Annotated in this window: 20 protein-coding genes and 1 pseudogene; 11 read left to right on the top strand and 10 right to left on the bottom strand. The window is 69.7% G+C overall.

Going from position 1 to position 23,012, the window contains the following annotated elements; genetic code table 11:
- Positions 1 to 91: 91 nt before the first annotated feature.
- Positions 92 to 278: pseudogene (locus OIU81_RS17760) on the top strand (heme-binding protein); the annotation flags it as partial.
- Between the two features lie 19 nt (positions 279 to 297).
- On the opposite strand, the gene OIU81_RS17755 reads toward OIU81_RS17760, so the two are convergent.
- Positions 298 to 855 (bottom strand): DUF2269 domain-containing protein, encoded by a 558-nt coding sequence (locus OIU81_RS17755; RefSeq protein ID WP_329149012.1) that lies wholly within the window; start codon positions 853 to 855, stop codon positions 298 to 300.
- Between the two features lie 296 nt (positions 856 to 1,151).
- Here OIU81_RS17755 and OIU81_RS17750 point away from each other — a divergent pair, with 296 nt between their 5' ends.
- The 3 genes from OIU81_RS17750 (at position 1,152) to OIU81_RS17740 (ending at position 5,316) form a co-directional block, all read left to right on the top strand.
- Positions 1,152 to 1,787 (top strand): HAD family hydrolase, encoded by a 636-nt coding sequence (locus OIU81_RS17750; RefSeq protein ID WP_329149010.1) that lies wholly within the window; start codon positions 1,152 to 1,154, stop codon positions 1,785 to 1,787.
- Positions 1,788 to 2,234: 447 nt separating this feature from the next.
- Positions 2,235 to 4,268 carry a globin domain-containing protein gene (locus OIU81_RS17745; protein WP_329149008.1) on the top strand — a complete coding sequence of 678 codons (2,034 nt, stop codon included), beginning with the start codon at positions 2,235 to 2,237 and terminating at the stop codon, positions 4,266 to 4,268.
- Between the two features lie 70 nt (positions 4,269 to 4,338).
- Positions 4,339 to 5,316, top strand: coding sequence for a pyridoxamine 5'-phosphate oxidase family protein (locus OIU81_RS17740; RefSeq protein ID WP_329149006.1), 978 nt, complete (start codon positions 4,339 to 4,341; stop codon positions 5,314 to 5,316).
- Positions 5,317 to 5,340: 24 nt separating this feature from the next.
- On the opposite strand, the gene OIU81_RS17735 is transcribed toward OIU81_RS17740, so the two are convergent.
- The 5 genes from OIU81_RS17735 to OIU81_RS17715 form a co-directional block, all read right to left on the bottom strand.
- Positions 5,341 to 5,820: an NUDIX hydrolase gene (locus OIU81_RS17735; protein WP_329149005.1), complete on the bottom strand. Its 480-nt coding sequence runs from the start codon at positions 5,818 to 5,820 to the stop codon at positions 5,341 to 5,343.
- Positions 5,821 to 5,868: 48 nt separating this feature from the next.
- Positions 5,869 to 6,765 (bottom strand): LysR family transcriptional regulator, encoded by an 897-nt coding sequence (locus OIU81_RS17730; protein ID WP_329149002.1) that lies wholly within the window; start codon positions 6,763 to 6,765, stop codon positions 5,869 to 5,871.
- 328 nt (positions 6,766 to 7,093) lie between these two features.
- Positions 7,094 to 8,221: a cystathionine gamma-lyase gene (locus OIU81_RS17725; protein ID WP_329149000.1), complete on the bottom strand. Its 1,128-nt coding sequence runs from the start codon at positions 8,219 to 8,221 to the stop codon at positions 7,094 to 7,096.
- The gene (locus OIU81_RS17720) at positions 8,218 to 8,847 is read right to left on the bottom strand and encodes a low molecular weight protein-tyrosine-phosphatase (RefSeq protein WP_329148998.1); all 630 of its coding nucleotides are present in this window, start codon (positions 8,845 to 8,847) and stop codon (positions 8,218 to 8,220) included. The genes OIU81_RS17725 and OIU81_RS17720 overlap by 4 nt, the downstream gene beginning before the upstream one ends.
- Positions 8,848 to 8,850: 3 nt before the next feature.
- Entirely contained in the window at positions 8,851 to 9,228 is a 378-nt protein-coding gene (locus OIU81_RS17715) for a phage holin family protein (RefSeq protein WP_329148996.1), read from the bottom strand.
- A gap of 48 nt (positions 9,229 to 9,276) precedes the next feature.
- On the opposite strand from OIU81_RS17715, the gene OIU81_RS17710 reads away from it, so the two are divergent.
- The 4 genes from OIU81_RS17710 to OIU81_RS17695 all read left to right on the top strand — a co-directional run bounded on the left by OIU81_RS17710 (position 9,277) and on the right by OIU81_RS17695 (position 12,478).
- On the top strand, positions 9,277 to 9,594 hold the full coding sequence (locus OIU81_RS17710) for a cupin domain-containing protein (protein WP_189096777.1): 318 nt from the start codon (positions 9,277 to 9,279) through the stop codon (positions 9,592 to 9,594).
- A 239-nt stretch (positions 9,595 to 9,833) separates the two neighbouring features.
- Complete coding sequence (locus OIU81_RS17705) at positions 9,834 to 10,058, top strand: DUF5326 family protein (protein WP_189096778.1); 225 nt, start codon at positions 9,834 to 9,836, stop codon at positions 10,056 to 10,058.
- 1,122 nt (positions 10,059 to 11,180) lie between these two features.
- Complete coding sequence (locus OIU81_RS17700) at positions 11,181 to 11,951, top strand: IclR family transcriptional regulator (RefSeq protein WP_329155202.1); 771 nt, start codon at positions 11,181 to 11,183, stop codon at positions 11,949 to 11,951.
- Between the two features lie 104 nt (positions 11,952 to 12,055).
- Positions 12,056 to 12,478 (top strand): SsgA family sporulation/cell division regulator, encoded by a 423-nt coding sequence (locus tag OIU81_RS17695; RefSeq protein ID WP_329148991.1) that lies wholly within the window; start codon positions 12,056 to 12,058, stop codon positions 12,476 to 12,478.
- 202 nt (positions 12,479 to 12,680) lie between these two features.
- On the opposite strand, the gene OIU81_RS17690 is transcribed toward OIU81_RS17695, so the two are convergent.
- Positions 12,681 to 14,096: a YibE/F family protein gene (locus OIU81_RS17690; RefSeq protein WP_329148989.1), complete on the bottom strand. Its 1,416-nt coding sequence runs from the start codon at positions 14,094 to 14,096 to the stop codon at positions 12,681 to 12,683.
- Between the two features lie 219 nt (positions 14,097 to 14,315).
- Here OIU81_RS17690 and thiC point away from each other — a divergent pair, with 219 nt between their 5' ends.
- Positions 14,316 to 16,103 (top strand): phosphomethylpyrimidine synthase ThiC, encoded by a 1,788-nt coding sequence (gene thiC / locus OIU81_RS17685; RefSeq protein WP_329148987.1) that lies wholly within the window; start codon positions 14,316 to 14,318, stop codon positions 16,101 to 16,103.
- Between the two features lie 90 nt (positions 16,104 to 16,193).
- On the opposite strand, the gene OIU81_RS17680 is transcribed toward thiC, so the two are convergent.
- From OIU81_RS17680 to OIU81_RS17670, 3 genes are all read right to left on the bottom strand, one after another.
- Positions 16,194 to 17,069 carry a hypothetical protein gene (locus OIU81_RS17680; RefSeq protein WP_329148985.1) on the bottom strand — a complete coding sequence of 292 codons (876 nt, stop codon included), beginning with the start codon at positions 17,067 to 17,069 and terminating at the stop codon, positions 16,194 to 16,196.
- Between the two features lie 229 nt (positions 17,070 to 17,298).
- Positions 17,299 to 18,408, bottom strand: coding sequence for a metallophosphoesterase (locus OIU81_RS17675; RefSeq protein WP_329148983.1), 1,110 nt, complete (start codon positions 18,406 to 18,408; stop codon positions 17,299 to 17,301).
- Positions 18,409 to 18,671: 263 nt separating this feature from the next.
- Positions 18,672 to 19,772 (bottom strand): LacI family DNA-binding transcriptional regulator, encoded by a 1,101-nt coding sequence (locus OIU81_RS17670; RefSeq protein WP_189096783.1) that lies wholly within the window; start codon positions 19,770 to 19,772, stop codon positions 18,672 to 18,674.
- 405 nt (positions 19,773 to 20,177) lie between these two features.
- On the opposite strand from OIU81_RS17670, the gene hisC reads away from it, so the two are divergent.
- Together hisC and OIU81_RS17660 are read left to right on the top strand one after the other, a co-directional pair.
- Positions 20,178 to 21,257, top strand: a complete 1,080-nt coding sequence (gene hisC, locus OIU81_RS17665; protein ID WP_329148980.1) for a histidinol-phosphate transaminase — start codon at positions 20,178 to 20,180, stop codon at positions 21,255 to 21,257.
- A 246-nt stretch (positions 21,258 to 21,503) separates the two neighbouring features.
- Positions 21,504 to 23,012: a cytochrome ubiquinol oxidase subunit I gene (locus tag OIU81_RS17660; RefSeq protein ID WP_329148977.1), complete on the top strand. Its 1,509-nt coding sequence runs from the start codon at positions 21,504 to 21,506 to the stop codon at positions 23,010 to 23,012.

The following is a 23,012-nucleotide window of genomic DNA, read 5'->3' as shown; positions in this document are numbered from 1 at the left end:
TCAGTGCCTTGGAGGCGCTGACGAACGCCGGCTGCACGCACGGCACGACCAGCACCAGCACCACTACCTCCCCAAGGAGCACCTCTCATGAGCACCACCACCCGACGGGCTCTTCCACACGCTGCCGACGGCGCTGGACCGGCCGCTGCTCTTCCTCGCCGGCGGGGCCGCTCCGCCGTGACGGCCGGCTGATCGGCGCGCTCGGCTTCGGCGGCGGCTCCCCCGAGCAGGACCACCGGATCGCCCTCGCGGCGATAGCGGAGCGCGGTCTCGCCTGAGGACACCCGCTGTCCCCCGCTAGCGGACCCCCGCGCCCTCGGTACCGCTCCTTCGCGCCCGGTCGGCGCGGGACCCGGCCGACTGCGCGGCGCGCAGTCGGCGGCCGCGCTTGGTCGGGCCCCAGGGCTTGAGGACGGAGAGCGCGGTGAGGAAGAAGTAGGTGGCGGTGGCGACCGCCGGCGCGACGACGAGCGGGAAGCCGGGGGCCGGGGTGCACGCCACGGCCTCGGCGGCGAGGTGGTTGATGCCGGGCCGGAGTGCGAACACCGACAGCAGCAGGGTGAGGAGCGTCAGCCAGAACTTGATGACCACCCAGCGGTACCTCGCCAGCCCCCACGGTGTGCCCAGCGACAGCACCAGCCCGCTGACCAGCGACAGCAGGGCGACGGGGAGGACCAGCCAGTCACCGAAGATCTTCATCGCCCGGTAGGCGGCCGCCGCCATGTCGGGTGAATCGGAGGCGTAGCCGGTGATGCCGAGCGCGAGCAGCCCCAGCGTGAGGCCGAGCCAGCTGACGGATACGGCGACATGGAGGACGAGAACGGACCGGCGGGCGGGGCGGCTGAGCTGCTTCATGCGGTCCACGGTGGTGTTCCGCGCCCCGCGGTACATCTGCCGGCGGGAGTATCCGCGCCTACGCGGGCTTGAGTAGGTCCCCTGTGTACGCCGCGGGCCGCCGCCCGTTCCAGGACCGTACGCCGCCGGTCGCCGCCCATCCCGGGACCGTACAGCCGCCGACCGCCGACCGCCGACCGCCGACCGCCGACCGCCGACCGCCGACCGCCGACCGTTCCGGGACGTACGCAGCCGGTCGTAGCCATCCCCGGTTCCGTCCGGGTCTCCCGTCGGACGGGCCCCTAGGCTCGGGGGGCATGGGCAAGCTGCATCTGTTCGACATGGACGGGACCCTGCTTCACGGGTCCGCGGCCGCTGTCGAGATCTCCCGCCGGCTCGGGCTGGAGCGGGAGATCGCCGAGCTGGAACGGGGATTCGCCGCGGGCGAGCTGACGCCCGTACGGTTCGCACAACTGGCATGTGACATGTGGGCCGCCGAGCTGACCGAACTTCAAGTGGCCGCGGCCTTCGAGGGCGCACCTTGGCTGACCGGGATCCGGGAGGTCTGGGCGGACATCCGGGCGCGAGGCGAACGGTGCGCGGTGATCTCCCTGTCGCCGGCCTTCTTCGTCGAACGGCTGCTGGGCTGGGGCGCCGACACGGCGCACGGCTCGCGCTGGCCCGCGGTGCCGATCCGGCAGCCGGTGGACCCGGCGGGCATCCTCTCCTCAGCGGCGAAGGTGCGGATCGCGGATGAACTCTGCGCGCAGTACGGGTTGACCCGGGCCAACTGTGTGGCATATGGCGACTCGATGTCGGACACCGAACTGTTCGCGGCAGTTCCGCGGTCCATTGCCGTGAATGCGGATCACCATGTCAACGACCTGGCCACATATGCGTACGCGGGGCGTGATCTGCGTGAGGCATACGAACTGGTCCGTACTGGCGGGTAATTCCGAGTTCCCCGGCGGAATCGCCCCCTGTATCCACTGAAATTGCACTCTGTGGGGAGGATCACTGCTATCGGAGGGCCCGTGCGGTGTGTTCCAAGATCAGGTCTTGTGGTTTCAACCGCTGCCGGTATGGTCGACTCCGGCTTGGCGGAGGCGAGTGCTTCCGCGGGGGCGCGGAGGTCGGGCAAATCTCGCCAGCCTAGCGGCGAAGCGGCCCTCGGCGCCCGGACTTCCGGCATTTTGTCCGGTGGGTGAGCAAGGGTGGCATGCTGCTGACGCGGCATCTGCTCCGCATTGTTGCGAGGACGTGAGATTTGTCTGCTTTGGAGGGCGTTGCCGGGATCGCTTGAGTCGATTAACAATTCCGGGGCAGGGCGGGGGAATTCCGGGCAGTTCCGATCACGGAAGTGCGTAGACAACCGAAAGACGTTCGAGGCGAGGCAGACCATGGACGCTCCGACCACCACGTCGGCCGATAACGGCTCTTCCGGCGGGAACAGTGGCGATTGGGGTTGGTTCACTCCGTCGGCGAAGAAGTCCTCCGGAGATCCACAGGAGCGGCAAAACAGCCAGGACCGGCACCAGAACGAGGACGGCCGGACCGAACCCGACGAGCGGAGTGCACACCACGACCGCGGCGAGTACAGAGATCGCCATGAGCGGCAGGAAAGAACGGACCGGAACGACCGGGAGGGCATACCCAGTCGTCCGGTCAATCCGATCCGGCCGGTAGGCACCGCGGCCGAGCGCGAGTGCGACACGGAGCTGCCGCAGGCTGCGCAGACGCGGCCCGCCGAGGCGGCCCGTCAGTATGCCGCCCCCTCCTCCACCGACGCCCCCGCCGCAGCCGCCCATACGGGCCAGTCGCCAGCTGCCTCCGGGTACGCCCCCTCCGCATACACGGCTCCGCCTCACGAGGCGGAGCCCGCGCCCACCCCGGACCCTGATCCGTTCCGGGGCAGCTGGCCGGTCTGGGAGCGGGTGTCCGGCCCGGGCCCGGAGCCCGAGCCCGTACATGAACCGGCGCAGGCCACGCAGCCGCCCGCGGCACACGGCCCCACCGGAGCCGCCCCGGTCCAGGAGCCAACGGTTCCGGAACCGTCCGTTCAGCAGCCGGTGGCCCAGCAGCCGCCCGTCCAGCAGCCGCCCGCTCAGGAGCCGGCTGTTCAACAACGGCCCGTCCAGCAGCCGCCCGCTCAGGAACCGGCTGTCCAGCAGCCGCGCGTCCATCACCAGGCCCCCGCTGCCTCTGCCTTCACCCCCAGGGCGCGTCCCGCCGCGCCCGCCCCGGAGCCCTCGCTCGGCGCGGTGCGGGCCTCGGCCTCCTCGGCCACCCCTGCCTCTCCCGACGCGATACTCATCCGTCGCACCATGACGGAGATCGAGCCCGTGGCCGACAAGGTCACCTCGTACTTCTATGCGCTGCTCTTCGTCCAGTACCCCGACCTGCGGGCGCTGTTCCCCGCGTCGATGGACACCCAGCGCGACCGGCTCTTCAAGGCGCTGCTCACCGCCGCCCAGCACGTCGACGACGCCGATGTGCTCACCGCCTACCTGGCGAACCTCGGCCGCGGTCACCGCAAGTACGGCACCCTGCCCGACCACTACCCGGCGGTCGGCGAGTGCCTGCTCGCCGCGCTCGGGCGCTATGCGACGTCCAACTGGGGGCCGGAGACCGAGGCCGCGTGGGTGCGCGCCTACACCGCAATCTCGCAGATCATGATCGACGCGGCGTCCGCGGATGAGGCCGTGGCTCCCGCGTGGTGGCACGCCGAGGTGGTCTCGCACGAGCTGCGCACCCCCGACATCGCGGTGGTGACGGTCCGCCCGGACCAGCCCTACCCGTTCCTCGCGGGGCAGTACACCAGCGTGGAAACCCCCTGGTGGCCGCGGGTCTGGCGGCACTACTCCTTTGCCTCCGCACCCCGCTCCGACGGTCTGCTCTCGTTCCACGTCAAGGCGGTCCCGGCCGGCTGGGTCTCCAACGCCATGGTGCACCGCGCCCGTCCCGGCGATGTCATCCGGCTCGGGGCACCCGGCGGCTCGATGACCGTCGACCACACCACACGCAGCGGTCTGCTGTGCGTCGGCGGCGGCACCGGTATCGCGCCCCTCAAGGCCTTGGTCGAGGATGTCGCGGAACACGGCATCCACCGCCCCGTGGAGGTCTTCTACGGCGCCCGCAGCGACCACGACCTCTACGACCTCGACACCATGCTGCATTTGGAAAAGGCGCACCCCTGGCTCTCCGTCCGCCCGGTCGTCGCCACCGGGCCGGCGGCCCGTGGCGGAACGAGCAGCGAAACCGGGCAACTTCCGGATGCAGTGCGGCAATACGGTCCGTTCCAGGAATATGACGCATACCTGTCCGGGCCGCCGGGGTTGATCCGCAGCGGTGTGGACGCTTTGGTCGGGGCCGGCGTCCCGGCCGACCGCATACGGCACGACTCCGTGGAAGAGCTGGTCGCGGCAGGAGACTGAGGTTTTCGCGGCACAGGGCGGTCTTTGCGGCACAGGGCGAATATTCGGTCCGACAGGGGAGTGATGGGGCATGGCGCAGCAGGAACGCCCCGGGAGCGACGGCGAGCACTTGGTGCAGCAGAGGCTCGGTACCACCGAGCGCGCCGACCGCTTCTACGGGGACCAGGTCCTGGACCATCTCAACGTCCGTATGCAGGAGTTCGTGGCCCGGCAGGAGATGTTCTTCCTGGCCACGGCCGATCGCCACGGCGAGTGCGATTCGACGTTCCGGGCCGGTCCGTCCGGGTTCGTCCAGGTGCTGGACGACCGGACGCTGGCGTACCCGGAATACCGTGGCAACGGTGTCATGGCGTCCATCGGCAACATCTCGGAGAACCCGCGCCTGGGCATCTTGATGATCGATTTCACCCGTGACCGCATCGGGCTGCACATCAACGGGCGTGCTCGGGTCGTCATGGACGAGGAGATGCGGGCGCGCTGCTCCGATCTCCCGGTCGATCCGATTCCCGGCCGGCGCGCCCAGCTGTGGGTCACGGTCGAGGTCGAAGAGGCGTACATCCACTGCGCCAAGCACATCCCGCATCTGCAGAAGGTCCCGGCGCAGGGCCGCGGGGCGCGAGCCTGGGGCACCGATGACGTCAAGCGCAAGGGCGGAGACTTCTTCGGTGCGGCGGCCGAGGCGGGTGAGCGGCAGCCCTTCCGGCGTGCGGCGCACGGCAACGAACATCTGCGGGGCGGACTGCACGAGGACATCGAGGACGCCGCCCACCGGGAGGCGGCCCACCAGGGAGCGGCTCACCAGGACGAGACGCATGCGGAGAAGGCTCCGGTGCACGGCAGCGGCCCGGTGACGGCCACGTCCCGGGACGCGCAGGCCGGTCCGGCGTCCGGTGCCGGGCCCCGGGCGGCCGGCCGGGAGGATTTCGTCGAGGAGCTGAACGCAGAGTTCCTCGACCGGGTCGAGCGGGTGCTCGCCCGGGCCCGGCCCCGCCGGCCCGTGGAGGACGAGCCCGGCTTCCGCGGATGGTTCGACCGCCGCGACGCCTGAGCCGCGGGCAGCATCGCGGCATTGTCAGCCCAGGTCGGGGGCGTGCATCGCCCGTACGCCCTCGATATTGCCGTCGAGGTAGTGTCGCAGTGACAGCGGTACGACCTCGACGGAGGCGATGCCGACGCGGGTGAAGGGCACCCGCACGATCTCGTAGTCCCCGCAGGGCTCGTCGACCTCGGGGCCGTGCCGGCGGGAGAGATCCATGGTGTCGAGCCGGCAGACGAAGAAGTGCTGTACTTTCACGCCGTCCACCCCGCCGTCGCTGAAGTGCTCGACGGTGTCGACGAAGACCGGCACCACGTCCTTGATCTTCGCGCCCAGCTCTTCGTCCAGTTCCCGGTGGAGGGCGTCGACGACGGTGGCGTCCTCGGGCTCGACTCCGCCGCCCGGAGTGATCCAATACGGTGCCCGGCCCGGCTTGGTGCGTTTGATCAGAACGAGGTCCGCGCCGTCGAGCAGAATCGCGCGGGCGGTGCGTTTGACGACTGGCCGTACGTTCATAGGGGACAGATGCCGCAGTCGAGGCCCGGTGAAACCCAGGCCTCTCGTTCACCAGGCGACGGCGGCCCGCAGCAGCCACTCATGCGCCCGCGCGATATGCGGCAGACCGAGCGTCCCGGTCCGTACCGCCAGGAAATAGGTCCGTAGCGGAGGTACCGGCGGGTCGAGCAGGGCGACGACCTCACCGCGGTCCAGTGCGTCGGCGCACAGATAGCGGGGAAGCACGGCGATCCCCACGCCGGCCGCCACGCAGGACAGCACCGCCCGGAGGTCGGCAGCGATCACGGCGGCGGAGGCGGCGGGCTTGGCGTCGAAGACCGCGGACCAGTAGCGGGCGATCAGCGGCAGGCTTTCGTGGACCTCGACGAGCGGTACGGGATCCAGCACCCGCACGCCCCTGGCCTCCAGCACCGCAGGTCCTCCCAGCTGGTCCGCCCAGAGCGGTGCGGCGATCAGTACGTGCTCCTCGTCGCACAGCGGGGTGGCGGTGAGCAGCCCGCCGCGGGGCCGGGCGGTGGTGACCGTCAGGTCGTGATGGCCGCAGGACAGGCCGGTCAGCAGCTCCTCCGCGGAGCCGAAGGCGGTGCGTAGGGACAGACCCTGCGCGATCAGAGGGGTCAGCGCGGGGAGCGCCCGCTCGGCGAGGAACTCCGGGGGCCCGGCGAGATGCAGGGTGCGGGTGACGGAGTCCCGGTCCAGGCCGGCCTCGGTGATCTCGGTGAGCGCGTCGAGATGCGGCGCCACTTTGTGCGCGAGTTCGTCGCCGATGGTGGTGGGGGTGACGCCACGGGCATAACGGAGGAAGAGCGGGCGGCCCAACTGACGTTCCAGCGCCCGGATCTGGCTGGTCACCGCGGGCTGGGACAGGCCGAGCAACGCCGCGGCGCGGGTGAAGGATCCGGCTCGGTGCACCGTCACGAAGGTGCGCAGCAGAGCCAGATCCATCGCGTACCTCCCGCGCCCCTCGGAAGCCTGGTCGCAGGCCAACTATAAATTTGTCGATAGGACGGTGTCGCTGGCGTGATTGGACACTGACGCACAGTCAACTAGCCTTGTTCGAGCGGTCGTTTCACGTGGAACCTTTGGTTTCACGTGAAACGCGTGGGCTCGAGCCACGTGGAACCGCAGGCCGGCAGGGCGACGAGGGGGGATGCCCTGCCGGCCTTCTTCTGTCGCTTCCGGCGTACCGGGCGTCGGGCTCACTCGTGTTGTTCGAGCCGTTCCCCCGTGTGGAGTTCGTGCCTTTGCGTAACCCGTGGCGGTGTGGCCGGGGTCAGCTCTGCACGGCCGAGTCCAGTGCGCGGGCGACATCCGCGATCAGATCCTCCGCCTCTTCGACGCCGACGGAGAAGCGGATGAAGCCTTCCGGCACCGCGTCACCGCCCCAACGAGCCCGGCGCTCGGCGCTGGACCGCACGCCTCCGAAACTTGTTGCGTCGTCCACCAGGGTCAGCGCCGCCAGGAACCGCTCCGCGTAAGCCTTGTCGGGCAGCACAAAGGACACCACGGAGCCGAAGCGGCCCGGGCGCATCTGCCGGACGGCGAGCGAGTGGGACGGGTCGGACGGCAGTCCGGGGTGGCGCAGGCCGGTGACCTCGGGGCGGTCGGTCAGCGCGGCGGCCAGTGCCAGCGCGCTCTGTGACTGCTGGCGGACGCGCAGCGCGAGAGTGGCGAGCGAGCGATGCGCGAGCCAGCTCTCCATCGGGCCGGGGATCGCGCCCACGGTCTTGCGCCACAGCCGCACGGCATCGGCCAGCGCGGCATCACGGGTGCTGGCGTACCCCAGAAGGACATCGCCGTGGCCGGTCAGCGCCTTGGTGCCGCTGGCCACCGAGAAGTCCGCGCCGAGGTCCAGCGGTCGTTGGCCGAGCGGGGTGGCGAGGGTGTTGTCGACGGCGACCAGCGCGCCGCGACGGTGGGCCTCGTCGGACAGCCGCTGGATGTCGCAGACATCGAGGCCGGGGTTGGAAGGTGTCTCGATCCACAACAGCCCGGCGCCGTCCAGGGCATCGAGTTGTGCGTCGTGTGCGGTCGGCGCCGTACGGACCTCGATGCCGTAGCTCTCCAGGCGGGTCCGGACGGCCGGCAGCAGCTGGTAGCCGTCGCTGGGGAACACCACGGCGTCGCCGGTGCGCAGTTGCGAGAAGAGGACGGCGGTGATCGCCGCCATCCCGGAGGCAAAGGCGACGGTATGGGCGGTTTCCTCCGGTGATTCGAGCTCACCGATGGCCTGTTCCAGACGGGTCCAGGTCGGGTTGGCGTCGCGGCCGTACGTATACGGACCGACGGCATCGCCGGGGAGGTGGTAGTGCGCCGCGAACACCGGCCCGGGGAGGGTCGGCTCGTACGCCTCGGGCTCCGGAAGCCCGGCCCGTACGACGCGGGTGCCGTCGCCCGTCATGCGCGCTCCTTGTTCCGTGGCCGGTGCGGGTCCCGCAGACCGGGCGGGCCGTCGTGCCCGGGTGTGCGGGCCGTGACCACGGTCCGTGCCGCAAGCGCGGTACGGACCGCTGCCAGCAGGCCCTCGCTCGCGGACTCGATCATCTCCAGGCACTCCTCGAAGCCGGCGGATCCGCCGTAGTACGGATCGGGAACGTCCAGGTCATCCGTGAGGCCGGAGTCGGACAGGGGGCCGGGGAGCTGCCCCGGGTCGGCGTCCGCCGCCGCGCCCTTCTCGTACGAGCGCAGCAGGCGGACCTTGGCGGCGTCCTGCTCGGTGGGGGCCAGGCCGCGCAGCTCGCGCAGATGGCTGGAGTCGAGTGCGATGACCAGGTCGAGGTGGTCGAACCAGGAGGCGTGGAACTGCCGGGCGGTGTGGGCATGCGGATAGCCGCCCGCACGCAGTACGGCGACCGTGCGCGGGTCGGCTCCGTCGCCCTCGTGCCAGCCGCCGGTGCCCGCGCTGTCGACCTCGACCAGGCCGTCGAGTCCGTCCTCCGCGAGGTGGGTGCGGAAGACGGACTCCGCCATCGGCGACCGGCAGATGTTGCCGGTGCAGACGAAGCAGATGCGGAAGGGGGCCTTCAAAGGTCAGTCCTCGTCGGGAAGGACCACGTGCATCGCCCAGGCCACGATGGAGATGATCACGCCGCCGAGCAGTGCCGCCCAGAACCCGCCCACATGGAAGGCGAGGTCGGCCTTTCCGGCGAGCCAGGAGGTGAGCAACAGCATCAGGGCATTCACGACCAGCGTGATCAAGCCGAGGGTGAGGATGAACAGGGGGAAGGAGAGCAACTTCACCACGGGCTTGACGATGAAATTGACCAGCCCGAAGATCAGCGCGACCAGGATCAGGGTGAGTATTTTGCGGCCGGTGTTCTCACCGGTGAGCGTGATGTCCTTGAGCAGCCAGATGGCCACGGCAAGCGCCGCGGCGTTGGCGATCGTCTTGACCAGAAAATGCTTCATGGTGAGATCGTCGCAGACGAGTCTGAACTATTGAGGGGTGCGAACGGCATGAAGGCTTTCCGACTGGATGAGCTGGAAGCGGAGCGGGCCGCGAACGACGGTGCATATCTGCAGTTTGTCCGGGAACGCACCATGTCGGTCGGGCTGTACGCACTGGACGCGGGCGGTACTGATCCGCAGCAGCCGCATGCCCAGGACGAGGTGTATCTCGTGGTCAGCGGCCGTGCGGCGATCACCGTCGGGACGGAGACGGAGTCGGTGGCCCGCGGCAGCGTGGTTTTTGTCCCGGCCGGGGTGCCTCACAAGTTCCACCACATCAGCGAGGACCTCCGGGTGATGGTGGTCTTCTCTCCTCCTGAGAGCTAAGGGACGGGCCCCAGGACCCGTAGGGGAAGGGTCAGGGGAGGGTGGGGGCTGCGCGGCCCCCACGGCCGCGGCCGGCGTCCTAGCATCGTGAGGGAAGGGAAACGCAAGTGTGCGGCGGACACGCAGCACACGGAACGTGCCCTCCGGTGCGACAGACGGCGCAGCAGGCAGACAACGCAGCGGACAGATAGCGCGGTGCACACAGCGACAGCGCGACAGACAGAAAGCAGGGCAGAGCAGTGGCTGGTAAGGGGATATTCGCAGGGCTTCCGTGGTGGGTCACCTGGGTCGTGGTGCCCGTCATCCTGATCGTTGTCTTCGGCGGTCTGATCACTGCCGCGCTCGGGTTCCTGATCGGCCTGCTGTTCAAGGTCCTCATCGCGGCAGCCCTGATCGCCGGGGCCATCTACCTGGTCCGCAGGTTCACCGGCTCGTCCTCGTCCTCGTCGAAGAGCGACTGGTAGGCAGACGGATCGGGGCGGCCTGGCGCTGTCGGCCGCCCCGTCGCCCGTCCTGCGGAACGGCCCGCGCGCAGCCCCGGCCTCACAGGGCCGACTCCGGACGCCCGCGCGGGCCGTTGCTCTGCTCACCAGTGCAGTGATCGTGCGTGTGCGTCGCCCGGGGCGCTCGCGTACGTCTGGCGCCCGAGGACGGTTATGGCGGGCCCGGCCGCCGGGTGATGGTCGGCAAGCGCCGCACCCGGGCACCCGGGCACCGAGCTCCCGAGCCCCGAGTGTTGGGCACCGCACGGCTGACACGTCGCGGCTCACACGGCCGGCCGACTGCCGTCGGTTCAACCGGCTGACTCGACCCGCCGACCCGCCGACTCGACGGCCATCGGCTCAACCGCCGCCGGTCCTCGGGATGGCTCGCTGCCGTCCTCGGGATGGCCCACCGCCGTCCTTGGGAGGGGCGCGGCCGGTCGTCGGCACCGCCCGCTCGGTAGCGGCTCGGGTCACCACTCGCCACCGGTCACCGGCGACCGGCCGGCGCCGCCTCACGGACACCGCCTCACCGACACCAGCTCACGGACAGTGCCTCACGCGCACCGGCATCAAAGGCGTCGCCTCACGGGCACCGCCCTACGGCACCAACTCACCGACACGGGTTCACCGGCATCGGCTCAAGGTCACCGCCTCCCGGACTGCCTCCCGGACCGGCTTATGGGCTCAACTCGCCGCCACCAACTCACTGCCACCAACTCACTGCCACCAACTCACCGCCACCACCCCACCACCCCACCGCCACCACCCCACCGCCACCGAGCCCGGCCGATCGGCACCGCCTCAAATCGCCCAAGGGTGGTGCAATCGATTTCGATATCGAATCAATCCCGCCCGCTCACGTCCACACGTGCACCAGGCGGGGTAACTCCCTCGAATTTCCGCTTACGGCCTGGATCGGCCGAGTTAGAGTGCGGCTCGCAGGCGTCTTCCGGATGGTGACATTCCGGGAAATTCCGGGTGAAGCGAGAGCGGTCCGGACGGCATCGCGCGGGCCCGGGAGACGCGCGCGGTGGCGGGCACGGGTCCCGCGACCGGGGTTCCGTGCCCCACCGCGAGCGGATCTGGGGGTTGGCGTTGTCAATCGTGAATGGCGAATCCGCCTCTCATCCCACCTTGATCGGATCGGTGCAGCGGGCGCTCCGGCTGCTGGAGGCGGTGGGCACCCATCCCGGCGGCGCGCCCGCCAAGCAGCTCGCCAGGGAGACCGGTCTGCCGCTGCCGACGACCTACCACCTGCTGCGGACCCTGACGCACGAGGGCTACCTGCACCGCGAACATGGCGTGTTCGTCCTCGGTGCGGCTGTCGAGGCCATCGGCCGGGCCGGGGCGGGGTGCCGGCAGCGGGCGCAGATCTCCGATGCGCTGGCGGTGGCCGGACAGGAACTGGGCGCCGCCGTCTACTTCGCTGTCTACCGTGAGGGTGAAGTTGAGGTGGTTGCGGTCACCGACGATCCGGAGCGGCCGCCAGTGGAGGAGTGGGTCGATTTCCGTAGCACCGCCCATGCCCATGCGATGGGGCAGTGTCTGCTCGCGCAGCTTGACGAGGCATCAAGGAAGGAGCATCTTGCGCGCTATCCCGTCCAGGCGATAACGCCCTTTTCCGTGCGAACTGAGGACGATTTGCTGCACCGTTTGGATACCGTGCGTCGCGGTCAAGTCGCTTATGAGCGCCAGGAATATGCCCTTGGCACGGTGTGCGCCGCCATCCCCATTCAGGTCGGGGCGGCTTCCGCGGCGCTGGCGATTTCTCTGCCCGCGGACGAACTGCATCGATTGCGGTCCGTTACGGACCGACTACGAAAAATGGCGGAGGCGACACTAACGACACTCGCCTTCTCTATCAGTATCTGAAAACTCACTCCTTGTGATCTGCTGGCACGTGGCAGACGATGGCGCCAATAGGGCTACGGGGGATGTTTCCCGGCCATCTCCGATCAAGTGCGGGGCAGTGGTTGATGACCGACACAGTTCAGGCAGAAGTGATCATGAGCTTCGTCGTCTCGGATGAGCTTGCGTTCCGGATTCCGGTGGAGCTGGACTTCGCCAGCGCCGATCCCTACGCCGTCCGCCTCACCTTCGATCTGCCCGGCGATGCACCTGTGACCTGGGCGTTCGGCCGGGAGTTGCTGCTGGACGGACTGAGTCGGCCGTCCGGTGAGGGCGATGTGCGCATCGAGCCGGCCTCCCCCGAGCACCTCAGCGATGTCTTCATCAGCCTTCAGGTCGGCTCCGAGCGTGCGCTGTTCCGGGTGAGTGCGGCGCCGCTGGTGGCCTTCCTGGACCGTACGGACCGGCTCGTGCCGCTCGGCAAGGAAGAGGTCTGCGACACCCTGGAGGCCGTGCTGGACCGGATCCTCACCGAGGCACCGGCCGGCTGACCCCGTCCCCACGCACCCCCGGAAGTCCCGTCCCGCACCGACCGTCCATGCCGGGCACCCCAGCGGGTACGCAGGCCATCCCGCGTACCCGCCTGCTCGCCCCGCTTTGCCCGCGCCCGGCGCCACGCCCGTCGCCCGGCCCCATCCGTCGCCCGTCCCGCACAGCGCCCTCGCCCCCAGCTCCTGTGTCCCGCCCCACCCCTCACCGCTTGCGGCGCCTGCCATGCCCCCCGTGCCGCCGCTGCCGCCCGACCGTGGCAAGCGCCGGCTCACCGGCAGCAGTCGGCCCCCCGGTGCCCGTACCGGCTCCCGAGCCGTCGCCCTCTCCCGGCCCGCCGGCGCTCGCGGGAACTCCTCGCTCCGTGCGGTCCGCGGAGACCACCAGCGCGGCCAGCAGCGTCGTCAGCGGTACCGCGGCGACCAGTCCGATGCTGCCCACCAGCGTGCGGACGACCTCCTCCGCGACCACTTCGCTCGTGGCGACCGTGCCGACGCTGCTCTGTGCGATCGAGAACAGCAAAAGCAACGGCAAGGCCGCGCCCGCGTAGGCCAGCACGAGCGTGTTGACGACGGACGCGATGTGATCCCGGCCGATCCGCATCGCGGCGCCGTACAGCTTGCGCCAGCCGGCCGACGGGTCCGCCTCCTTGAGCTCCCAGACCGCGGCGGTCTGCGTCACGGTCACATCGTCGAGCACCCCGAGCGACCCGATGATGATCCCCGCGAGCAGCAGACCGCGGATCTCGATGTCCGGGTACAGACCGTGCACCAGCCCGGTGGTCTCGTCCGTATTGCCGGTCAGCAGTGCCCAGTTGATGAACACCGACCCCAGCAGCCCGATCAGCAGCAGTGACGCCAGGGTGCCGAGCACGGCCACCGACGTACGTGCCGTCAGCCCGTGGCACAGATACAGCGCGATCAGCATGATCGCGCTGCCCCCGACCACCGCCACCACCAGCGGGTTGGAGCCCTGGAGGATCGCCGGGAGGATGAACAGCGTCAGGACCATGAAGCTCGCCGCGAGGGCCACCAGCGCGAGGACGCCGCGCAGCCGGCCGACGAGCACCACCGCGAGGGCGAAGACCGCCGCCAGCACCCACATCGGGAGCGACCGGTCGACATCGGTGACCGAGTACTGCAGTTCCTTCGGTGCCTTGGGGGAGTACGCCACCACGACGTCCTGGCCGGTGGTGTAGTGGCGCAGGGCGTCCGGCGTCACCACCGTCTGGAAGGTGCGTCCGGCGTTCTCCCCCGTGGCGACCTCGATCGTCGCCTGCTGGCAGGGCTTGCCCCTGGCCGCCGCTCCCCCGGCCGGCGGCTGCCCGCCCGGTGACGGCGGCTGGGGCTGCTGCTCGGCGTGGACGTCCGCGCAGTTCACGTCCGCGACTTTGGTCACTCTGGCCCGCTCGGTGGGCTGGTCGAAGCCGACACCGGACGGCTTGTGGGGTGGTGCACCGCCGGGCCAGAGCACGAGCAGACCCACGGCCACCGCGGCCGCGAAGGGGATCAGCACCGCCGCGATGACCTTGCGCAGATGCCGCGAGACGGGCGTGGCGGGGCCGTGGCCATGGCTGTGGGAGTGCGGGGCGGAGTGGTGGTGGGACTCGATAGGAGGCACGGCCCGATCATTGCAAGAACTCCGGGCCCCCTGTTCACCGCGGCGGAACGGCCGCTACCGTGGTGCCACCTTTGCAATCGCGGGAGCTCGGAGCACCGGGCTGAGAGGGCGCTGACTCCGCGGGACTGCCGGCACACCGCCGGCGCCGAACCCACGGAAGCCGCTGCGTCGACCGCCGAACCTGTTACCGGGTAATGCCGGCGTAGGGAGTTGGGTCTGATGACTCTGCAGGATGCACGCACGCCCGAAAACGGTGCCGGCGACGGCAACGAGCCGCAGATCGGCTGGCACAAGGGCTATGTCTCCGGATCGCGCCCGGACCTTCGGGTTCCGGTCCGGCGGGTGCACCTCACCAACGGCAAGGACGTGACGCTCTACGACACGTCAGGGCCGTACACCGATCCGCATATCGAAACCGACGTCCGCCGCGGCCTGGCACCGCTGCGGGAGAACTGGATCATCGGCCGCGGCGACACCGAGGAGTACACGGGCCGCCCCCTGCGGCCGGAGGACGACGGCCTCAAGCACACCTCGCCGCGCGGCGGCCTCAAGAACCTCGACGCGGTCTTCCCCGGCCGCCCCCGCCAGCCGCGCCGTGGCCGTGACGGCGCCGCGGTCACCCAGCTCGCCTATGCGCGGCGCGGCGAGATCACCGCGGAGATGGAGTACGTCGCCGTCCGCGAGAAGGTCACCCCCGAGTTCGTGCGCGACGAGATCGCGGCCGGGCGCGCGGTGCTGCCGTCGAACATCAACCACCCGGAGATCGAGCCGATGATCATCGGCAAGAACTTCCTGGTCAAGGTGAACGCCAACATCGGCAATTCGGCGGTCACTTCCTCCATCGAGGAGGAGGTGGAGAAGATGACCTGGGCGACCCGCTGGGGCGCCGACACGGTCATGGACCTGTCCACCGGCCGCAACATCCACACCACCCGCGAGTGGGTGCTGCGCAACTCCCCCGTCCCCATCGGCACCGTCCCCCTCTACCAGGCGCTGGAGAAGGTCGACGGCAAGGCCGAGGAGCTGACCTGGGAGATCTACAAGGACACCGTCATCGAGCAGGCCGAACAGGGCGTCGACTACATGACGGTGCACGCCGGCGTGCTGCTCCGTTACGTCCCGCTCACCGCCCGCCGCAAGACCGGCATCGTCTCCCGCGGCGGCTCGATCATGGCGGCCTGGTGCCTGGCGCACCACAAGGAGTCGTTCCTCTACACGCACTTCGAGGAGCTCTGCGAGATCCTCGCCTCCTACGACGTCACCTACTCGCTCGGTGACGGCCTGCGCCCCGGCTCCATCGCGGACGCCAACGACGAGGCGCAGTTCGCCGAGCTGCGGACGCTCGGCGAGCTCAACACCGTCGCCAAGCGGCACGGCGTGCAGACGATGATCGAGGGCCCGGGGCACGTCCCGATGCACAAGATCAAGGAGAACATCGACCTCCAGCAGGAGATCTGCGAAGAGGCCCCGTTCTACACGCTCGGCCCGCTGACCACCGACATCGCGCCCGCCTACGACCACATCACCTCCGGTATCGGCGCGGCGATGATCGCCTGGTGGGGCACCGCGATGCTCTGTTACGTCACGCCCAAGGAGCACCTGGGCCTGCCGGACCGTGACGACGTCAAGACCGGCGTGATCACGTACAAGATCGCGGCCCACGCGGCGGACGTGGCCAAGGGGCACGCGGGCGCCCAGGAATGGGATGACGCACTCTCCGACGCCCGCTTCGAGTTCCGCTGGGAGGACCAGTTCAACCTGGCCCTCGACCCGGACACGGCCCGCGCCTTCCATGACGCGACACTGCCCGCCGAGCCGGCGAAGACGGCGCACTTCTGCTCGATGTGCGGGCCGAAGTTCTGCTCGATGAAGATCAGCCGAAGCATCACCGAGCAGTTCGGCGGGGAGCCGGACGCGACGCCCGAGGAGGTCGAGGCGGGGATGCTGGAGAAGTCCAAGGAGTTCGCCGCCGCGGGGAACCGGGTGTACCTGCCGCTGGCCGACTGACCGGGGCCCGTCCCGCGCGCTGTCTTGGTGGGAAGGTCCTTGCTTCCCACCAAGACAGCGCTTCGTCCTCGTGCGGTCCGTACGCGCGCCCTACTCCGGCGGGTGATCCGGCCCGCCGTAATCCGGGCTGGTGAAGTCCGGGCTGGAGTAGCGCGGACGGGAGCCGGAGGAACCGTTGTCGGGGCTGGAGAACTCGGGGCGGGTGTAGCCGAGGGTCGGGATGCGGCTCTCGGGTGAGGTGGTGCGTCGCGGGACGTAGCGGCCGGGGTCGTCGTCCGGCCGGGCAGCGGGGTCGGCGAGGGCCTCACGGAGAAACGGCAGCAGGCCGCGCTCCAAGAGGGCGCCGCGCCAGGCCTCGTGAGCCAGATGCAGGGCCTCGCCCAGGTCATCGGCTCTGGGGGCCTGGGCGGACGAACCGTTGCGCAGCGCCGTGAGGAGCAGACCGCCCATCGCGACGAGGGTGCCCGCGGCGGTCAGCGCCGCGAAGATCCAGCCGACGTTGATCAGCGGCCGGGCCAGGGACTTGTCGGGGCTGATGGCGCTCAGCACATAGCCGATGAGGAGGAAGAGGACGGCGGCGATGCCGGCGAGGACGGGGGCGAGCACGGCGATCATGGCGGTCAGCCCGGCGCCGGTGGCCTCCGCCTCGTCGAGGGTGGCCGGTCCTGCACCCTCGTCGGCGGCCCCGGCCGGCTCCTCGCCGTCCGCACCGGCCGCGGACGGTGCATGCGCCGGCGCGCGCACCTCGGCGCGCAGCTGCACGTAACGCTGATATTCGGCCGTGGCGCAGGCGGCGATGGCGGTGGTGGCGCTGAGCGCCATCGCGCGCAACTGCTCGCTGCTGAGCTGCTGTCCCGTGCCACTGGTGAGGTCGTCCGGGCGGTATTCGGCGGTACGCAGCGCCTCATCGAGGATGCGCGCGAATTCCGCGCGGTCCTCGTTCAGCAGGTGCGGAGCGCTGTTCATATGGATCCCCCGATGCTCCGTAGGGCCGTACGGCCGGCGTGGGCCGGGTTGTGGGCAGAAACGGAGGAGAGCCTGCTACGGATAGTCCGATGGTAGAGCGACACCGGCGCGGCGTGACAGAGAGTTTGCGGAATTTGAGTAATGCCACGACCGGTTTGTGTCCGTGGCGTCACCCGGTTCCCTCCCGGCCTCCGGCCCCCCGGCACATGTCCGGCCGAACCGATAACGCTCAGCCGGCCAAAGGAAGTTGAACGACCAGGAGCTTCCCGGCCATCGTGATACCGCCGTCCATGGCGATGGCCAGACCATCGGCGTAGACATGCGGACCGTCGACCGCGACGCTCTCGCTCTCGCCGTCCTCCGCGCCGACCTCGCCCAGCAGATACGGGATCGGGCTGTGGCCGTGGACGACGCGGTCGCCGCCGTAGGCGTCGAGGAGTTCCCGCACGGCCTCGGAGCCGGACTCGTCACGGAAGGCGAAGCGCTTGGTGAACTTCCGGAACAGATCCCAGACTTCGTCCGCTTCGCTGCGCGTCAGCACGTCGTGCACGGTGTCGTTGACGGCCTCGATGGAGTCGCCGTAATCGAGGTAGGCGGTGGTGTCGGAGTGCACGAGCAGATGCCCGTCCTCCTCCATCACGGCATCCAGCCGGGCCATCCACTGGAGGTGGTGGTCCTCCAGGCGGTCCATATCGGTCTTCTGGCCGCCGTTGAGGAGCCAGGCGGCCTGGAAGGAGGCGGTGCCGGCGCCTGACTGTACGGGGGTGTCGCCGAACCGCTTGGCGCCCAGCAGCAGCAGTTCGTGGTTGCCCATCAGCGCCTTGCAGTAGCCGCCGGCGGCCGCGGCCTCGGCGGAGAGCTGCATGACGAGGTCGATGACGCCGATGCCGTCCGGACCGCGGTCGGTGAAGTCGCCGAGGAACCAGAGCCGGGCGTTGCCGGCCGCCCAGCTGCCGTCGGCGTCGATCAGGCCCTCGGCGGCCAGCGCCTCGCGTAGCTCGTCGTAGTAGCCGTGCACATCGCCGACGACGTACAACGGGCCCATGCCGTCGGGCGCGTCGGGGTCCGGGGCCGGCTCCGGGATGACCGCCGGCCGGTCGATCAGGGTGTCCGTACGGCCGGGCTCGATGACCGGCAGGTCACGCGCGGTCGGCGTGTACTCCTCGGGCAGGTCGGCCGGCGGGGCGGCGGGCGGCACCACGGGGGGCGCGGCAGGCGGTGCGGCCGGGGCGCCGGCGGGCAGCGGGAGCGAGGGGCCGGCAGGCGGCACGGGGGACCCGGCGGTCATGCCGGAGGGCACTCCGGGCGGCGGTACGGACGCCGGAGCTGCTCCCGCCATGGTCCACACCATGGGTCCCTGACTGGCCCCCTGAGTCATCGACCCCTCCACCGTCGCGCCGCCGTGCACCTCTCGGACCTTTGCCTGGTCGACGGCGGTCCGCGGTGTCGTGCGCCCATCATAGGAATGCCGGTAGCGGGTTGTGACGCACCCGGGGGTGGTCAATCCGCCGGAGCCCGGCATTCGCGGATGATTTTTCCCGGGATCACCCGGTTTTTTCCGTGCTGAAGTGAGCGTTCGGTCCTCCGTATGTGCGAGCAAGATCAGTCGCCGGTGGGTCCCCGTGGTGGACTGACGGTCGTTCTGGGCGAGCGCCGCTGGGACGAGGCCCGGACGATCAGGTCGGTCGGTATGACCTGTTCGATGGGCCGGCCGGTGTCGAGCCCCTCGATGGCGTCGATGAGGATCTGGACGACGGCGGTGCCGATGCGGCGCGGCTTGAGGGACAGCGTGGTGACGGGCGGCTCGGTGGCGGCGTAGAGGGTGGACTCGCTGCAGCACACCAGCAGCAGGTCCTCCGGTACCCGCAGCCCGTAGCGGCGGGCGGCGGCGAGCAGATCCGTGCCGTTGGGGTCGAAGAGCCCGTAGACCGCGTCCGGGCGGTCCGGGCGGGCCAGCAGCCGGTCGGCGGCGACCGCCCCCGCGCACGGGTCGTGCGCCGGGTAGGACTCGTACACCGGGTCCTGGCCGACCCGCTCGCACCAGTGCAGATAGGCGGTGGTCGACAGTCGTGTGTAGGTGTCGGTGGTGTTGCCCGTGAGCAGCCCGATACGGCGGGCGCCGGCGTCGGCGAGATGGTCGAGCAAGCCGAGGACGGCCGCCTCGTGATCGTTGTCGACCCAGCCGGTGACCGGCAGGGCACCGCCGGGCCGGCCGTCGGAGACGACGGGGATGCCGTGCCGGACGAGCTCGGTGACGACGGGATCGCCGTCGGCGGGATCGATGACGACGGTGCCGTCCAGGGCGACGTTGGACCACACGTCGTGGCGGGAGGTCGCGGGGAGGATGACCAGCGCATAGCCGCGGGCCAGGGCCGCGGAGGTGGCGGCTCTGGCCATCTCGGCGAAGTAGGCGAATTCGGTGAAGGTGAAAGGTTCATCCCCGTACGTGGTCACGGTCAGGCCGAGGAGGCCCGACTTGCCGGTACGGAGGGTGCGGGCGGCTGCGGACGGGCGGTAGCCCAGCCGGTCGGCCACCTCACGGACATGGCTACGGGTGGCATCCGGAAGCCGGCCCTTGCCGTTGAGCGCGTCGGAGACAGTCGTGATCGACACACCGGCTGCGGCGGCCACGTCCCGGATGCCCGCCCGCCCCAGCCGGCGACCGGTTGACCGGCTCACCTGGTGCTTCCCTGCTGCTGTCATGGCGAGCCGATAGTAGGGCTCGTGAGACCCCTTCACGGGGCTTGGGTGACGGCTTCGGCAAGGCACGTTTCTGCATGGCGAGTAGCCGCCAAGTCACCTTGATTCCCAGGTAGTTAGGGAGGGGAGGGATGATTCCGGGGGAGATTCGACAGCTTTACCTGCCCGTCGGTTCCGGTCCCGAAGTGGCCGCAAGTCACCTTGACGGGGGATGCGCGCCACGGCGCGAGCCACCGGCGCGCACCGGACCGGGCAGCGCCCTTCGGTGAGGTTGCGCGGGGTCGTCCAGGCGAGGGTGCCGGGGTGCGCGAGACGGTCCGGCGGCGGGCCGGGGCTGCCGCCGAACGGGCTAATCCTCATAAGGTGTGCAGTATTGGAGTCGAGCGGGACGGTCGAGGAGGACCTGCGGTGAGCGAGAAGACCCCGAAGCTGCGTACGGCGCTGGACGGCATCCCCACCTACAAGCCGGGCCGGCCGGCGGCGGCCGGTGGCCCCGTCACTTACAAGCTGTCCTCCAATGAGAACCCCTATCCGCCGCTCCCCGGCGTCCTGGAGCGCGCGGTGACCGCCGCCGGGTCCTTCAACCGCTACCCGGACATGGCCTGCACGGGCCTGATGGCGGAGCTCTCCGAGCGCTTCTCCGTGCCGGTGGAGCACCTGGCGACCGGCACCGGTTCGGTCGGCGTGGCCCAGCAGCTGATCCAGTCGACTGCCGGGCCCGGCGATGAAGTGATCTACGCCTGGCGGTCATTCGAGGCGTACCCGATCGTCACTCAGGTCTCCGGCGCCACTCCGGTGCAGGTCCCGCTGGACTCCGATGAGGTGCACGACCTGGAGGCCATGCTTGCGGCGATCACCGAGCGGACCCGGCTGATCTTTGTCTGCAACCCCAACAACCCCACCGGCACCGTCGTGCGCCGCGCGGAGCTGGAGTCCTTCCTGGACCGGGTGCCGAGCGAGGTGCTGGTGGTGCTGGACGAGGCCTACTGCGAATTCGTGCGCGATGCCGAGGTGCCGGATGGCCTCGACCTCTACCGGGACCGCCCCAATGTGTGTGTGCTGCGCACCTTCTCCAAGGCGTACGGCCTGGCCGGGCTGCGGGTCGGCTTCGCGGTGGCGCACGAGCCGGTGGCCGCCGCGCTGCGCAAGACGGCGGTGCCGTTCGGTGTGAGCCAGCTCGCGCAGGAGGCGGCGGTGGCCTCGCTGCGCAGCGAGGCGGCGCTGCTGGAGCGGGTCGACGCGCTGGTGGCCGAACGGTCGCGGGTCGTGGAGGGGCTGCTCGGGCAGGGCTGGACGGTCCCCGAGACGCAGGCCAATTTCGTCTGGCTGCGGCTGGGCGACCGGACCGTCGACTTCGCGGCGGCCTGTGAGCGGGCCGGCGTGGTGGTCCGGCCGTTCCCCGGCGAGGGCGTGCGGGTGACGATCGGCGAGAGCCCGGCGATGGACCTGTTCCTGCAGGCCGCGGAGGAGTTCCGCAAGGCGCTGTAGGCCGTCGTACGACCGCCGCCGAGGCCGTGGGTCCCCTGACCCGCGGCCTCGGCTTTTTTGCGCGCGCGCACCATGGATTCGAGCGTGACCGCGGTCACGCACCCCCCAGAGGAATGGCGGAAAGGCGGTGGGGGATAATCATTTGTGAATGTGAACGCGTTCACAAGCGCGCCCTGGTATGCACCGCTTTATGTGGCGCAAAAGGGGCATCGGCGCAGTGCAACGGTGACGTAAGGAGGAAGCGACGTGGAGCTGGCGTTGGCGCCAGAGACACTGGCGCGATGGCAATTCGGCATCACGACCGTCTACCACTTCTTGTTCGTCCCCTTGACGATCTCCCTCGCCGCCCTGGTGGCCGGACTCGAGACCGCATGGGTGCGCACGGGGAAGCAGAAGTACCTCAAGGCCACCAAGTTCTGGGGCAAGCTGTTTCTGATCAACATCGCGATGGGCGTCGTCACCGGCATCGTCCAGGAGTTCCAGTTCGGGATGAACTGGTCCGACTACTCGCGGTTCGTCGGTGACGTCTTCGGTGCCCCGCTGGCCTTCGAGGCGCTGATCGCTTTCTTCTTCGAGTCCACCTTCATCGGTCTGTGGATCTTCGGCTGGGACAAGCTGCCCAAGAAGATCCACTGCTTCTGCATGTGGATGGTCTCGATCGGCACGATCCTGTCGGCGTACTTCATCCTGGCGGCGAACTCCTGGATGCAGCACCCGGTCGGCTACAAGTACAACGCCGCCACCGGACGCGCCGAGCTGACCGACTTCTGGAAGGTGCTGACCCAGGACACCACCCTGGTCGTGGCCTTCCACACGCTGACCGCGGCCTTCCTGACCGGCGGCGCCTTCATGGTCGGCATCGCGGCCTTCCATCTGATGCGCAAGAAGCACATCAAGGTCATGCGCACCTCGCTGCGGCTGGGGCTGGTCACCCTCGTGATCGCCGGCGTGCTGACCGCGATCAGCGGTGACTCGCTCGGCAAGGTCATGTTCCAGCAGCAGCCGATGAAGATGGCCGCCGCCGAGGCGCTGTGGGACAAGGAGGAGCCGGCGCCGTTCTCGGTCTTCGCCTACGGCGATGTCGAAAAGGGCCACAACGACGTGGCCATCGAGATCCCCGGTCTGCTCTCCTTCCTCGCGCACAGCGACTTCACCTCGCCGGTCCCCGGCATCAACGACGTCAACAAGTCCGAGCAGCAGAAGTTCGGGCCCGGTGACTACCGGCCCAACATCCCGGTCGCCTACTGGGGCTTCCGCTGGATGATCGGCTTCGGGATGTCGTCGTTCGCCATCGGGCTCGCCGGACTCTGGCTCACCCGGAAGAAGTTCTGGCTCTCGCCGGGGCTGCGGACGGGGGACGAGGAACCACCCCGTCTCGCGCTCACCAAGAACAAGGTGCTCGGCGCCCGGCTGACCAAGGCGTACTGGTCGCTCGCCTTCGTCACCCTCGGCTTCCCGCTGATCGCCAACTCGTGGGGCTGGATATTCACCGAGATGGGCCGCCAGCCCTGGGTCGTCTACGGCGTGCTGCGCACCTCCGACGCGGTGTCCCCCGGCGTCTCGCAGGGTGAGGTGCTCACCTCGATGATCGTCTTCACCACGCTGTACGCGATCCTCGCCGTGGTCGAGGTCAAGCTGCTGGTGAAGTACATCAAGGCCGGCCCGCAGGAGCTCTCCGACTCCGACCTCAATCCGCCCACCAGGATCGGCGGCGACAGCACGGACGCCGACCGGCCGATGGCCTTCTCGTACTAG

Origin of the sequence: Streptomyces sp. NBC_01454, assembly GCF_036227565.1 — a bacterium.
Lineage (GTDB): Bacteria > Actinomycetota > Actinomycetes > Streptomycetales > Streptomycetaceae > Streptomyces.
The sequence above is the reverse complement of the archived record's forward strand: the minus strand, read 5'-3'. Positions and strand labels throughout refer to the sequence as shown.